The sequence below is a fragment of the Desulforhopalus singaporensis genome (genome assembly GCF_900104445.1).
Lineage (GTDB): Bacteria > Desulfobacterota > Desulfobulbia > Desulfobulbales > Desulfocapsaceae > Desulforhopalus_A > Desulforhopalus_A singaporensis.
In genome coordinates, this window is sequence record NZ_FNJI01000019.1 from 34,805 (window position 1) to 49,981 (window position 15,177).

The 15,177-nt window shown below is 50.1% G+C and carries 9 protein-coding genes; 8 read left to right on the plus strand and 1 reads right to left on the minus strand.

All coding sequences use genetic code 11. The features are described from left to right. The first annotated feature begins 242 nt into the window (after positions 1–242). On the plus strand, positions 243–2,801 hold the full coding sequence (gene mprF / locus BLQ17_RS13440) for a bifunctional lysylphosphatidylglycerol flippase/synthetase MprF (protein WP_092223691.1): 2,559 nt from the start codon (positions 243–245) through the stop codon (positions 2,799–2,801). A 103-nt stretch (positions 2,802–2,904) separates the two neighbouring features. On the opposite strand, the gene BLQ17_RS13445 is transcribed toward mprF, so the two are convergent. Further along, positions 2,905–4,677 (minus strand): PAS domain S-box protein, encoded by a 1,773-nt coding sequence (locus tag BLQ17_RS13445; protein ID WP_092223693.1) that lies wholly within the window; start codon positions 4,675–4,677, stop codon positions 2,905–2,907. A 180-nt stretch (positions 4,678–4,857) separates the two neighbouring features. Between BLQ17_RS13445 and BLQ17_RS22650 the strand changes: the two genes are divergently transcribed. From BLQ17_RS22650 to BLQ17_RS13475, 7 genes are all read left to right on the plus strand, one after another. Next, complete coding sequence (locus tag BLQ17_RS22650; protein WP_176761229.1) at positions 4,858–4,998, plus strand: hypothetical protein; 141 nt, start codon at positions 4,858–4,860, stop codon at positions 4,996–4,998. 84 nt (positions 4,999–5,082) lie between these two features. Further along, positions 5,083–6,585: a sodium:solute symporter family protein gene (locus BLQ17_RS13450; protein WP_092223695.1), complete on the plus strand. Its 1,503-nt coding sequence runs from the start codon at positions 5,083–5,085 to the stop codon at positions 6,583–6,585. A 290-nt stretch (positions 6,586–6,875) separates the two neighbouring features. Further along, positions 6,876–8,078 carry a M24 family metallopeptidase gene (locus BLQ17_RS13455; protein WP_092223788.1) on the plus strand — a complete coding sequence of 401 codons (1,203 nt, stop codon included), beginning with the start codon at positions 6,876–6,878 and terminating at the stop codon, positions 8,076–8,078. 831 nt (positions 8,079–8,909) lie between these two features. Further along, positions 8,910–9,542, plus strand: a complete 633-nt coding sequence (locus BLQ17_RS13460) for a helix-turn-helix domain-containing protein (protein WP_092223697.1) — start codon at positions 8,910–8,912, stop codon at positions 9,540–9,542. Between the two features lie 58 nt (positions 9,543–9,600). Next, complete coding sequence (locus BLQ17_RS13465; protein WP_092223699.1) at positions 9,601–11,433, plus strand: aldehyde ferredoxin oxidoreductase family protein; 1,833 nt, start codon at positions 9,601–9,603, stop codon at positions 11,431–11,433. 194 nt (positions 11,434–11,627) lie between these two features. Then, positions 11,628–13,061 (plus strand): class-III pyridoxal-phosphate-dependent aminotransferase, encoded by a 1,434-nt coding sequence (locus tag BLQ17_RS13470; protein WP_092223701.1) that lies wholly within the window; start codon positions 11,628–11,630, stop codon positions 13,059–13,061. A 593-nt stretch (positions 13,062–13,654) separates the two neighbouring features. After that, positions 13,655–15,103, plus strand: a complete 1,449-nt coding sequence (locus tag BLQ17_RS13475; RefSeq protein ID WP_092223704.1) for an APC family permease — start codon at positions 13,655–13,657, stop codon at positions 15,101–15,103. Positions 15,104–15,177: the final 74 nt, after the last annotated feature.

Genomic DNA, 15,177 nt, shown 5'->3' on the forward strand with positions numbered 1-15,177 from the left:
CGACCAGGTTTTCGCCCGGTAACTGATTAGCTTTTTATGGATATCAAGCCCGATATGATGCATACTGTTCGTATGGGGCCGCCTGGTGGCTGTGATTTTATGCACCATACCCGTGGCATGCTGTCACTGCAGTTCCTGTAAAACAATTTTCATCACAGGAGGTCTCTTTCTTTCCGTCTCCCTGCTTATGCATCCGACCAGCTCAAGTCGGAACTGGCAAATGATACCCGATAGGTAGTTTTGTGAATTACAAATTGCGTGAATTGACAACATCTCTTTTTGCCCTGTCTCTCTTTATTGTCGCACTCTTTTTTCTGCACAGGCTGCTCAGTGAATATCATTTTGGTGAAATAAGAGAAGCTCTCCACGCAATCCCGCCATCCAGGATTCTTCTCTCTTTTTGTTTTACTGCATTGAGTTATTTCTGTCTCACTTTCTACGACACCCTTGCTTTTATCCATATCGGGAAATCGTTGTCCTATAAAAAGGTCGCTCTGGCTTCTTTTATCAGTTATTCGTTCGCCAACAATACCGGAAGTCTGTCGATTATTACCGCCAGCTCCATACGTTATCGGTTTTACTCGGGATGGGGGTTCTCCAGTCTTGAAATAGCCAGGATTGTCTGGTTCTGCATGGCCTCGTTCTGGCTCGGGTTTTTATTCCTCACGGGGGCAGGTCTTTTAGCTGCTCCCCCGAGCCATATTTTTTCCTTCCCGTTAGCCCAGACAACCGTCTTTTGCTACGTTGGGGTGCTGTTTCTTCTGGTTGTCGGGGGGTATCTGGCAGTTTCCGCTCTGGTCTGTAAACCGGTCCGGTTTCTGCGCTGGGATGTAGCATTTCCTGCCCCCCGGCTTGCCATGGGACAGGTGGCTGTTGCCGCGACTGATCTTCTTTTTGCAGCAGCCGCGCTCTATGTCCTGATGCCTGAAATTTCAGTGCCGTTTGCCAGCGTCGTAACTCTTTTCCTGATCTCTATGATACTGGGTCTGGTCAGCAATGTACCTGGCGGTCTCGGGGTTTTTGAAAGTGTCATGCTGGTGATGCTGACACCTTATGCCCGGGGAATTGAGCTTATCAGTTCACTGCTTTTGTTCAGGTGCATCTACTACCTGTTGCCGCTAACTGTATCTGTTGTTGTTCTAGGCGGTCTGGAGGTTTATCGGCGGCTGGGCATGATCGCCAGGATATCTGCCTCAATCCAAAAAATCATGTCTGTGTTCATCCCCCAGGTTCTTGCGCTGGCAACGCTTGTTGCCGGAGCCATTCTGCTTTTTTCTGGCACAATCCCTCCACTGGCTGCACGACTTTCCTGGCTCAGCTACTTTTTGCCATTACCGATTCTGGAGGTTTCGCATTTTCTGGGAAGCGTCGTTGGCATGAGCCTGCTTATACTTGCCGCCGGTCTGCGCCGGAGGCTCGATATGGCATATTATCTGACGATATTGATGCTTGTGCTCGGGATCCTTTTTTCCCTGCTGAAAGGGCTGGATTATGAAGAGGCTTCATGGTTGTCCATCCTGCTGGTTGCGCTCTCTGTGAGTAGAAATCAATTTTTTCGCAAGACGTCTATCCTCATCGAGCCGATAAAAATTTCATGGCTTGCCACGTTGTTGATTATTTTTTGCGGTAGCGTCGGTCTTGGCCTGTTTGTCTACCGCCATCAGACATATTCCAATGATCTCTGGTGGCAATTTGCCCTGCATGGAGACGCGCCGCGTTTCATGCGCGCTTCGGTCGGAGCGGCGGTCCTGGCTTTATGCTACGCCACTGCGAGACTCTTCCGGCCTTATCACCCCATTTTCGCAACTCCCGGCTGGGAAGATGTTGCCAGGGCTGCCAGGATTGCCTCAGCCAGTCCGGATACCAGCGGATATCTGGCGCTGCTTGGTGATAAGTCTCTGTTGTTCAGTGAAAGTGGCAGCACATTTATAATGTACGGAGTCAAGGGGAAGAGCTGGATAGCCATGGGTGATCCGATCGGAGAGCGGGAAGAGGCTGCCGATTTGATCTGGAAGTTCAAGAATTCTGCTGAACAGTTTGGGTGCTGGCCCGTTTTTCATGAAGTCGATGCCGGCAACCTCTCCTGGTATATCGATATGGGGATGACTGTTCTCAAGATTGGAGAAGAGGGAAGGGTGAATCTTGCTGAATTTACTTTGGAGGGCAGCAGAAACAAGGGCTTTCGAAATGTCTGCAACCGGTTTCGTAAAAACGGTTATCGTTTTGAAGTCCTGCCCCCGGATGAGATTCCCGGTGTCCTCCCTGAATTTAAAAATATTTCCGATCAATGGCTTGCCGATAAAAAAACAGGGGAGAAGGGATTCTCCCTGGGCTTTTTCAATGAACACTATCTTTGTAGTTTTCCGGTGGCTGTCGTTCGCTTCCAAGGCAAGATACTCGCTTTTGTCAACCTCTGGTGCGGGGGCGATAAAACAGAACTGTCCGTTGACCTGATGCGATATCTTGCCGCTGCCCCAAATGGAATCATGGACTATCTGTTTTGTGAAATAATGCTTTGGGGCCGGGAACAGGGGTACAACTGGTTTAATCTCGGCATGGTTCCTCTTGCAGGCCTTGAATCGGCAAAGGTAAGTTCGCTCTGGGGGAATATAGGCACCTTTGTCTATCGACATGGAGAATATTTTTATAATTTCAGTGGCTTGAGAAATTATAAAAACAAATTTGCTCCGGTCTGGAGGCCTAAATATCTGGTTTTTCCGGGAGGAATTCAACTGCCTTCCGTCTTGGCCAGCCTCACATCCCTTATTGGCAGTAATTTCAAAAAGGTTATTTCCAGATAGCTTGCCGGCCCGGGCGCCCGACACAAGAGATCGGGGCGATGTACGGGTTGCTCCGTACCCTGGCTCTGTCTGGATAAGGGCAGCCCTCTGGTCGCTGTCTGGTCTAGACAATGGATCGCAGGTAGGACATAAGGTTGATTTTCTTGTCGACAAGGCCCAGTTTTCTTCTGATGTTGTGCCGGTGAAACTGCACCGCGCTGATCGAAATATTCAGTAACTCGGCTATTTCCTTGGTGCCTTTGTTTTCTTTTATGAGGTTGGCCACCTGGATCTCTTTGGGTGTCAGGTACAGGTGGCTTGCCGAGAGTTTTCTCGAAAATGGCGATACGATCTCGTTGAGGTTTGATTTGAGGATCTCTATATAGCTCTGCTGCCGTGAACTCAGGCGGGTGTTTTCCAATGAATCAAGGTATGGAGTGACCAGGTCCTTGATGTTTAATAAGACTTTCTCTTCAAGCACCGATTTGTCCTTTTCAATTCTTTGTAAGAGAACTCTCAGCGCATTATTCATTTCCTTGAGTTCTTCGTTTTTCAGTTCCAGTTCGCTTTCGCGTACCTTGAGCGCTTCTTCCGCCAGAGTTCGGGCGGTGACATCCTCGTAGCAGACAAGATATTTATTGTTTTTTAAGTAGACGTGATCGAATTTAATATTTTTTTCATCCCCGTTTCGGCAGCGGACGGTAAAGTGAAACGGTTCGACCTCTCCGTTTACTAAGCTGAAGTTTCTTTGAAATATATTTTCCCAGGTGCGGGCGACAGTTTCGCGATATTTGGGGTCGGGATAGGCTCTGTCGAGCCAGCTGTCGAGGTCGGGTAATTCCTCGGCGGTATAACCGAACAACTCCTTGAACTTCGGATTGAAATATTCAATCTGCCTTTTTTGATCAAGAATAAGCAGTCCGAACGGGGCGTCTTCAACAAGCAGCTTGAACTTCTGTTCGCTTTTTCGCAACCGGAGTTCGGTCTGTTTCAACTCGGTAATATCAACATGGGTGCCGATGGCCTCTATCGGGTTTCCCTTGTCATCTCTTCTGGTGACGCGGCCATGGCCCAGAACCCATTTCCATTTGCCGCTTTTGGTCCTGGCCCTGTACTGCTGTTCGTAATATTCCGTTTTTCCTTCGAAATGATCCTTGAGCGCCTGTTCAACCTTCGGCCAGTCTTGCGGGTGGGTTATCTGATCCCATTTGTTTGATGTGGTACCCAGGTCATCAAGCTCATATCCGAGCATCTTGGCCGAATGTCTGCTGAAATTCATATTGCCTTCGGTAAAGTCAATCACCCACAGCCCCTCTTTCGCCCCTTCAAGAGCCATCTCCAGCCGCATCTGGCTCTTTTTCAGTTCCGTTGTTCGTCTTTTTACACGACTTTCCAGCTGTTGGTTTAAGGCGGCCAGCTCACTGTTTACCCGCAGAAATTCTCTCTGGATGTTCCGGTGACTGGTTACATCCATCCCCTGCAGAATCTGGCAGGCTGTCTGGTGTTGTCCCAGGGTAACGTTGTAGATGGAGAATTCAACATTTCTTTGACAGTTGTCTTTGCGGGTTATGATCGACTCTTCCCCTTTGACAATCAGCTGCCTTTGGGCGCTTCTGGAAATTTTACGCAGAGCCTCGATCTGAATTTTCCTGTCGGGATAGATCTTGGTAATCCACGTCTCGATGTCGCGGACTTCGCTGTGGCAATAGCCTGTCAGTTTTTCCATGGCGTCGTTGTAAAAAACGTTCAGCCTGCTCTGGGTATCGCGGATCAGGGTGGGAACAATGGATTCTGAAAAAATGGCGCAAAGCTGGTCAAGATCCATAAAGCCGGGACGATCTGCCGATTCCGGCTTGCTGTTAGTTAATTGCACCTGGTCTGTGGTTCGTTTTATCATCGTAAAACATCCCTCCGGTTAGCCATTTTGTGAACTTCAAGGCGTACTGTAATCGGTCATTAATGTTCCTGCTACTATCAGTTTTTTACTAACAATATACTGACATCTATTTGATAACACGATTTGTCGATTTTGTGCTAAGCTTTGTTTCCATAAGATCAAAAAAAAGGAGGTGACAAAATGATTTACGATTCGTGGGTTCTGACAGGTTTTGCCAGCTGTAATGTCCTGCTCGTTGCAATGACGGTGATAGCGTACATCTATCAATCGATCAGGGACAGGGGGCCGCAGGATGATGACTCGTCCGGTTGTAAAACCTGAGCCGGATATCGTAACAACGGTTTCATGCTTTTGTGAAAAAGAAGAAGCGATGAGAAAAACACATAGTCAAGGAGGGTGTCTGTTATGGTTACAAACTGGATCATCATGGCTGTCGGAATGTTGCTGCTGGTCTATCTGGGGATCAGGGCGAACAAAATAGCAAGTTCAGATGATGAGGCCGGCTTTCTGCTGGGGGCCAGGAGTTTTGGCCCCTTTGTCATGGCGGGTACCATAATGGCAACCGGGTTCAGTGGCTGGGGTTTTGTCGGCGCCCCCGGTGTGGTCTATGAATATGGATTTACCGAACTGCTTGCTAATTTTTTCTTCAGTCTTTCCATTACTGCAGCAATACTGTTTTTTGGTAATTATCTCAGGACAAGAGCCGGAGAAATAGGTAGTCTGACGCTGCCTGAATATATCCGGCAGCGCCACCAGACATCGGAAAATGATCCTTTGGGACCGTTGGTTCAAGGGACGGCAGCTATCATTAATATTATCCTGATGGTCGTTTTCATGGTGGCCCAAACCAAGGCGCTGGGTTTGATCTGCTCCAAGTGGCTCGGTCTTTCATTTAATATGGCAGCGCTGCTGATGCTTGTCATAATCATCACCTATACCGCAATGGGCGGATTGGCGGCGGTGGCATGGACCGATACCATTATGGTGATCGGCATGTCTCTGGGATGTGTGGTCATCTTGTTGCAGATTTTCGGCGATATGTCGCTTGCAGACCTGGTGGCTAAGATGAACTCGATTGATCCGGAACTTGTAAATCCCACCAGTGGCAGGCCATACGGCCATGCCAGGATCGGACCGTTTCTGGTCGCGCCTTATGCTTTTATGTTTGCTGCCGTACTGCCCTATATGTGCGTTCGTTTTCTGGGGGTGCGCGAGAATGTAAAATGGCGTCACATAGGAGCCATCAGCGTTCCTCTTGGTATGGTTCTCTCTCTTATACCGCTTGTCGGCGCCTATGTAAGAGTAAAGGAAAACATGGGCGTTATTCCTCCTCTTGGCTCAGCAGATATGGCAATGCCCATTTATCTGCAGAATTTCATGCCCGGAATATTCAGCGGGATCATCTCCCTGTTCATTGTCTTTGCGATGGGCTCCACCGCAAATTCGGTGCTTCAGGTACTTTCCGCCTCGGTCTCCCATGACCTGCGCAAGGCGGTAATGGGCAAGAAACTCTATTCTTCTAAAGCGGTGCTGATTATCAATCGATCCGCAGTGGTGGTAATGGGAATTATCGGGTTTGTCGCGATGTTGTCTGCACCGCCCGCATTTTTGAACTTTATCTCCATACTCGGTACAGGAACGCTGCAGGCGGCAATGGCAGGTCCGGTTTTTATCGGGACGTTATGGCGTGGTAACTCCATTGGTGCCATGATTTCCATGCTTGGTGGAGGGAGTGCGGCGGGATGCCTTCTTCTTTTTACCGATATGGGCTGGGTCGTCTCTCCGCTGATCGGTGATGTCGTGGGTATTGGTCTTTATATCGTTGTAAGCAGGCTCACCTTTGCAGCTCAGTGTAAAGAAGAAAACGAGCCTGTCCGTGAAATGGAGCAAAGGGCTGCTTTGAGTTAACAAAGAGCCTCTCTGGCAGCAACAAAAAAAACACAAATTGGAGGGAATGCGAACCGATGAGGTAGGTCGATATCTTTGTCTGTAATCACGCGGTATAACCGGCATCGAGAACCGGCAAAATAGCGCAACTCGTATCAAGACGGATGTCGTAATTTCCGTATCTGTGCCGGGGTATCAGGTTTTGTCTCAATGTTATCAGCAATAGCCAATACACTTAACTCAGGAGAAAAATTATGCATTATCAAAGTGGTCAGACTCATCCGACAATGGATCTCAACATGAGAGAATTCATGCCCGATCTCAAAACCATCTATAACGGAGAGAAGGTTGAGCCAACCTTTTCGAAAAACGAAATGGAGCGTCGCCTCACAGGCCTGAGGGAACATATGGCAACGCAGGGCATCGACGCGGTACTGTTTACCTCCATTCATAATATCAACTACTACAGTGACTTCCTCTACTGCGCTTTCGGTCGTCCATACGGACTCGTGGTTACCCAAAAAAAATCGACCTCGATAAGCGCCAATATCGACGGAGGCCAGCCCTGGCGCCGGACATATGGTGACAATATCGTCTACACCGACTGGCAGAAGGATAATTACTTCAGGGCGGTACAGAAACTTATTGCAGGCAAAAAAAGGGTTGGAGTGGAGTTTGACCACATAAATCTGGAAAACTATAAAAAAGTTCAGGATGCGCTTCCCGGGGTTCAATTGGTGGACATTGCCAAGGCCGCAATGGGCATGAGGATGGTAAAATCCAATGAGGAAATTGAGCTGATAAAGAACGGGGCAAAAGTGAGCGACATCGGAGGGTTTGCCTGCGTCGAGGCAATTGCCGCCGGGGTTTGCGAACATGAAGTGGCCCTGCATTCAACGCGCTCCATGATACGGGAAATTGCCAGGCGATATCCCCATTCAGAGCTGATGGATACATGGACTTGGTTTCAATCCGGCCTCAATACCGACGGCGCCCATAATCCTGTCACCACAAGGGTTATGGAGCCGGGCGATATCCTCAGTCTTAACTGTTTCTCCATGATTTCAGGATACTACACGGCGCTTGAGCGGACCTTGTTTGTAGAACATTGCAGTAAAAGAGAGCTTGAGGTCTGGGAAGCCAATGTGGAAGTTCACCGCCGGGGGCTTGAGCTGGTCAGGCCCGGGGTCAGGTGCTGCGACATTGCCATGGAGTTGAACAAGGTCTTTCAGAAGCATGACCTGCTGCAGTACCGGACCTTCGGTTATGGCCACTCTTTCGGGACGCTGAGCCACTACTACGGGCGGGAGGCCGGGCTTGAACTGCGGGAAGATATAGAAACGGTGCTCGAACCAAACATGGTGGTTTCAATTGAGCCGATGATCATGCTGCCGGAAGGGATGCCGGGGGCAGGAGGTTATCGTGAACACGACATCCTTGTGGTAACAGAGGATGGGGCGGAAAACATAACCAAATTTCCTTTCGGCCCTGAACATAACATCATCAAGAAATAAAAGAGTCCGGCCTGCTCTGCCTCGCTGCAAACAGAGCAGGCCGGATCCTCGAGGTAAAAGAATTATCGAGCCAGGTCGGCATAAGCATAAGCCGGCAACGGTACCTTGACCCGGCGCACTGCCGCCTCAGGTTCTATATTAAGCCTTGGGGCGGCGGTGTGCTCACCCGCTGATTTCTCCTTTCATATCCCCCGCATATCTCCTCTTGTCTTTTCGTCACCAGGACAGTGAAAAGGACCTCCTAAGCGCACACCAAGGCGCGGCAAAATGGCCCGCGCCAGTAAAGAAAATCGATGCTGCCAGCAACAGCCATGCGGCCCCAGTAAAAGATCGCCGCTGGTGCAGGAAAAAAACGAATGAAGTTTGATAAAAAAGTTAAGTTGTTTACTTAACCTTGTGGTGAAGAACTGATAACGTTTCGGAATTTTAGAAAAAACGACTTGTTTTTCAATTCTTCCGTACAGGGAAGACAGTGTTATCCGGGAAAGATTGGAGTGTAGTAATGGTGAATATTCACTGGACTTGTTTGTCCGGCGTAACAAGCTGTAGTTAAATGGATAAATCAATAAATGACGTTGCCGTGGTGAGATGCGTTGAAAAATAACTTGACAGAATATGACGATGATGGTTTGTTTACTATACAAGTTTAGTATTAGTTAAATAATGACGTGGACGGAAGCAACGTCGAAGTTGTTTTTGTTAAGTAATTTTTCGGGGAAAATGGTAAACATGGATACTGGACTGAAGCGACGCCTGTTGCCGGTTTAGGGATCCGCTGAATTTGGAGAGAAACCGGTGCTGGCAGTCAGTTGTAAACATGAAAACTATCTAATGAACAGCCTCAGGGGGATAACCATGCAGCTCTCCTTCAGTGAAAAACTGAGACAGGCCCGGAAAAATAACAACTTAACGATCGAACAGCTGGCGAACATGGTCGGGTGTTCGAAATCATACATTTCGCAACTGGAAAACGACGCCACCAAGCCCTCGGTTACCATGCTCGGAAAGCTGGTGGAAGCCCTCGGGGTCCCTATCACCGACTTTTTCCAGGACAACAGGGCCGGATCCCAAGAAACGGAAGGGGAAATGGAGACCAGTCCTGCAATTATCAAAAGCGAAAGCCTGGTTAAGAAGGGCAGCCGCCGGACTATCAACTATCCTGACGGGAAAACAAAAAGCCATTTTTTGACCCGGGCCGTGTACCAGAAGAAGATGCAGCCCATATTGACAGTGATCGAGCCCGGTGGTGACTCCAACAATGAGGAAAAGATCGTTCATCCTGTCGGTAGTGAGGAGTTTCTCATGGTCGTCAAGGGGGAAATCGAGTTTGAGGTGGCGGGTGAGACCTACATCATGGAAGAAGGTGATTCGTTCTATTTCAACGGGAATACGCCCCACAGGTGGAGAAACAGCGGTGATGAGACCGCTGAAGTCCTGTTTGTCTGGACTCCGGCGGTCTGGTAGCTCTCCGGGGTGAAATACGAAGCTTTGCGGGGTTGTTGCTAAATGAGTGGAGGAAGCCATGAATGGTGCAAACGGCAAACTGATAGAAGTGGATTTGACCAGGGGCGAAATCCGGGTCGAAGGTATATCTCCATCTTTGTTCCGTGAATATCTGGGCGGCTATGGACTCGGTGTCAGGCTGTTGATGGAGAAAATGGATCCGGCCGCTGACCCGCTGGGGCCGGAAAATATTCTCGGGCTTGCATCCGGATATCTTTCTGCCACGGGAGCCGTTGCTGCAGACCGCTACATGGCGTTTGGAAAATCACCGTCCACGGGCGGTTGGGGCGATGCGAACAGCGGCGGAAAGTTCGGTAGAAAATTAAAGGAAGCGGGGTGTGATGCGGTTCTGTTTTGCGGACAAGCCGACAGTCCGGTTTATCTCTTTATCGATGAACAAAAGGCCGAGTTGAGAGTGGCCGATTTCATCTGGGGAAAAGACTGTTACGAAACAGAAAATGAGCTGAAGAAAATTCACGGGGATGATTGCGAGGTAGCTTGTATAGGAGTCGCCGGTGAAAGAATGTCGATGATCGCCGGTATCTCGACTGATAAGGGCAGGATCGCAGCCAGGTCGGCTCTTGGCGCCGTTATGGGGTCAAAGCTCGTCAAGGCCGTGGTTGTGGCCGGGAAAAAGAAGATGAACGTTGCCGACCCGGAGGTTTTCAAACGGAGGCGGAAGAAGACGGCGCAATCAATTGCCGACAGTCCCTTTGGCCAGGGGTTGTCGCAACGGGGGACGTCGATGTTTTACCAGACCTGTGTGTCGGTTGGTGACGCCCCGGTAAAGAACTGGTCGCAAACGGGGGAGCTGCTCAAAAATGCCGAAAGTGTCTCCGAGGAAGTTATGGAGAATTTCCGGGAGGGAAAATACCGTTGCTCAAGCTGCGTCATTGGCTGCGGCGGCCATGAACAGGTGAAAGAGGGCAGGTACCGTACGCAGACCACTGTTCACAAGACCGAATACGAATCAATGGCGATGACCGGCTGCAACCTGCTCAACGAATCCCCAGATTCCCTGGTCAGGATCAATGACATCTGCAATCGTTACGGCATGGACACCATAGGCTGCGGCGGTCTTTGCGGATATGCCATCGAGGCTTTTGAAAACGGCTACATCACCATGGAACATACCGGCGGTCTTGAGCTTAAATGGGGGGATCCTGAATGCATTGTCGCCCTGGTGGAACAGATAGGCAGCGGGGAAGGCTTGGGGGGGATACTGCAAAAAGGGTTCAACCATGCAGTAGAGGTTTTCGGCAGAGACACCGAACGGTACGTGATGGCTGTAAGGAACGAGGCGCTTCCTGCCCATGATCCGAGATGGTCGGCGGGACTTGCTCTTGCTTACTATTCCGATGCGACTCCGGCAAGACATACCCAGGGATCGACTACCTTTCCCGTTGCCGGGTACGCACAGCCTGAAATGACCAACGACAACCTGTCCGGACGGGGAAAATATCATAGAGAAAATGTGAACCTGGTTCACGCGCTCAGTTGCGCCGGTATCTGCACCTTCTGTTTTTCCATCGTCGACTATAAAGAGTATCCGAAAATTCTCACGGCTGTCGACGGCATTCAATGGACGGAAGATGAATTCATGAAGGTCGGCCAGCGGATAGCGGTGCTCAGGCATCTGTTCAATCTCAAGGCGGGGATAAACTTCAGAAAGACAAGATTTCCCGAACGTGTCCTGGAATGTCCGACTGTCAGCGGCGGGGATGCAGAGGGCACAACCATCGACCTTCAGCTGCTTGTTGACGATTACTTAACTGAGCTTGGGTTTGATCTGCAAACCACCCGGCCGTCGCCGGAGATGCTCGACGAATTGAATATAGCCCAGTTCAGCTGAATAAAAAAGTTTTGTCTCATCCGGGCTTTTCGACCGGGAAAATGAGAAACAGTTAGGCAGCAAAGTGGTGAGAATCGGTAATTTCTACTGTCCGGATCTAAAAAAAACATACCGGGCTGTGGATTTTCTGGAATTACAGGATAATTTAAAAAGCGCGCGAACGGAAACGGTGTCTGTTCGCGGAGGAGGACCCAATGGCTAACGAAACCGATTGGAATAAGGTGAAAGAATGGGATGCGAAATATCTCCTGCATCCCTTTGTAACCTCTGAAGAGTACGGAGCATGCCCTGTTGAGAGTACCGACGGCGACTACCTGGTCATGCCCGACGGAACCAGACTGCTGGACATGTTCAATCAGCTGTACTGTGTAAACTCCGGCCAGAAGGTGCCCGAAATACAGGACGCCATAAAAGACGCCCTTGATCGTTTCGGTTTTGTCTGGGACATTTACTGCACCGATTACAAGGCTGAGGTCGCAAAAATTCTGATAGAGGACTTGCTGGGTGACGAGGGATGGGCAGGAAAGGTTCGCTTCACGAATTCCGGCGGGGAATCTGTGGAGGTAGCGTCAATTATCGCACGACTTTATACCGGAAAGGAATATATCGCTACCCGTGAGCACTCCTATCATGGGATCTCCGGTGTTGCAGTCGGCCTTAACAGGGTGTTGGCGGGTCGGTCGCATATCTCAAGGGAAGGGGATGGTCTTGTCAAGCAGGTGCCGGGACAGGGTTACGGGGCGACAATTAAGTGTCCCGCTCCCCTGTGCTACCGATGTTCTGTCGGCCATAGCTATCCCGAGTGCAAGTCGGCGCTGCCGGATGGCACTCTTCCATGTGTTCACACGGCCGAACAATTCATCCGTAACCACGGCGTCGACCAGGTAGCCGCAATGATCACCGAGCCCGCTTTCGGCGCCGGTACCATCGTACCGCCCCTGGAGTATCTGCCGCAAATCTACGAGATGACCAGAAGGCTTGGAATTCTCTGGATCGTAGATGAGGTCCTTATGGGCTTTGGCCGCCTCGGCACCTGGTTCGGATACCAGAAAATGGGCGGTGGGAAGGTAAGGCCTGATATTGTAACTGTGGCCAAAGGACTTACCAGTTCATCCATTGGCGCGGGCGCGGTGATTGTAAGCAAGGAGATCGCCGCATTTATGGATTCGGTCCGCTGGAATCACGTAAGCACCTTTGCCGGACACCCCATTGCCATGGCAGCTGCGGTAGCCAATCTCAAGTATCTGATGAATAACAATATCATCCCCAAGGCAGCGGAAAAAGGGGAATATTTTGGGGCCAAACTGCGAGAACTCGAGAGCAGGCACAAGTGCGTCGGCCAGGTTGCCGGGTATGGAATGTTCTGGCAGGTTGAGCTGGTAAAGAACAAAGAGACCAGGGAACCGTTTATTGCCGAGGACAGAAATACCGCCTTTACCGACAATCCGGCAACAAAACCTGTGACCGTTGTTCTCAATAAATGCCTGGAAAAAGGTGTTCTGCTTGGCGGCTTCGTGCCGAATACCCTGAGAATCGGCGGTTCTCTCACTATTTCACAACAAGATATGGACAAGGCTATCGATGCCTTGGACTACGCGCTCTTCGCAGTCGACGAGATGTGTGACTGATTCGGAAGGCAAGGTCAGCCGGGGCTGTTTTCGATCTTTACCGGAAACAGCACCTGTATAGTGCACCGGCAGGACCTATGAATCCAGCACCGGCAAAACTGCCGGCAGGCGGGATCAATCGTTTCTTCAGATCGCAGTATTTATACAAGCTCCAGTTTCTCATTCACCCTAAGGGGTGAAATGGATCTTTCGCTCCATCGGCGTCGCGGGTCTAAGCGGTTGTCTTTTATGGCAGCATGACCTGCTGGCCGATTCGCGAAAAACTCTGTTGTAGAGAAATTGGGGCCAGGCTCGAAATCCTTTGCCGGACGGGTGCACCCTCTTCGTGCGGCAGGAGAAAAAGAGCAGGCTTTCCCAGTACGTTTACAAGACATACCCGGCCTGAACGGATGGCAGCGGGAGAAGAGGGATCCATATCTGCAGAGCTCTCGTCCCGAGACCCTCTATACGGCCTGAATAAGCAGCTCTTCATGTTACTGTATGCTCAGCGGGCGTTATCGCCCCGGGGATGTGTCAGGAACACCTGTGTGAAACCATTATGGTAAAATGAACTGCTAAGACAATGATGTTTAAAAATATTCTGGAGGGAGTTTATGTCAGGTCTTAAAAGAGAGGTAGGATTGACTGCAGCTGTCTGTACTGCGGTGGGAATTGTTGTTTCATCGTCGGCACTGGTCATGCTGGGACAGGGGTTTGGTCTGGGCGGTCCTGCTTTCGTCGTTGCTATTATTGTCGCACTTTTTATCAATCTGTTCGTTGCGTTTTCTTTTGCCGAACTAGCTTCAATTATGCCTTTGGCCGGTGGAATCAACCATTATACGTTGCCGACCATGGGACGTTTTATGGGGATCTTTGCAGTGCTTGCCGGCTATTTTGCCGTATCTACTTTGTCCAACGCCGCCGAATCTTCAATTGCCGGATTGGTGGTTGCCGATATCTTTCTCCCCGGCTCCGGCATTTCTCCGGGAGTGTGGGCCCTGTTGCTGATGGTTATATTGACGGGTATTAATCTACTCGGTGTAAAATCATTTGCCCGGTCGCAGATTATTTTTGCGTCCACCATGATCGTCTCCATGATAGCCCTGTCAATGATCGGAATTTTCGACCTGGGTTCAGGAACTCCTCTCAAGACCAGTATTACCTTCGATATGGCTGCCGGGGGCGGCGTTCTCAGTATGCTCGGAATCGCCTTCTGGCTGTTCGTAGGCATGGAGTTCGTCTGCCCGATGGCTGAAGAGGTGAAAAATCCGCAAAAATTCATACCGGTCGCGATGATTGCCGCCCTGTTGATCATCTTTGTGTCCGACCTGCTTTTCGGGTTCATGGCACTCAAATATGTGAAAATGGATGCGCTGGGCAGTTCTTCCTACCCGCACGTTGATGCGGCCATGGCGGTGTTGGGCAGGAACGGCCAGGTCTGGATCGGCGTCATCAGTCTGGTAGCAACGGCGAGTACGTTAAACACCTTTATCGCCGCCGTGCCAAGAATGCTCTACGGAATGTCAAAGGAAGGACAGTTTCCGGCAATATTCGGCAAGCTGAACCGGTTTGGAGTGCCCTATGTCGGTATTATCGCTGTCTTCGTCATTACCGTCATTCTTCTTGGAACCGGTATCTCTAATGTTTCCGCGATTACCACCCTCATTCTCGCCGGCTGTATCGGTTGGATGCTCTGCTACATGATCGCCAACCTCAACGTAGTTATCCTGCGCTTCAGGTACCCCGATCTCAAGCGATCCTTTAAATCACCTTTTGGCATAACCCTGCCGGTTATCAGTTTTTTCGGTCTGGCGTACATGATCTATGCCATCTGGCCCGAAGACGGCACAGGAATGAGACAGGATATCTACTTCTATTCAAACCTGTTCCTGATGATCTGTGCGGTTTGGAGTGGATACTGGGTCAAGTTTAAAATGAACAAGCCGCTGTTTGAGACGATACCCATCTCGGTACTGCTCAAGGAAACCGAGGACTCTCTTCTAACCGACGAAGAGGTTGTCGACAGCGGAGAAAGCATGGAACAGGCCGAAGCATCGGCGTAAATAATCTAACGCACGAGAAAAACCTGATCCGTATAAGCGGATCGGCAGACGCCGCCAGGAATGAGCGCTCCCGG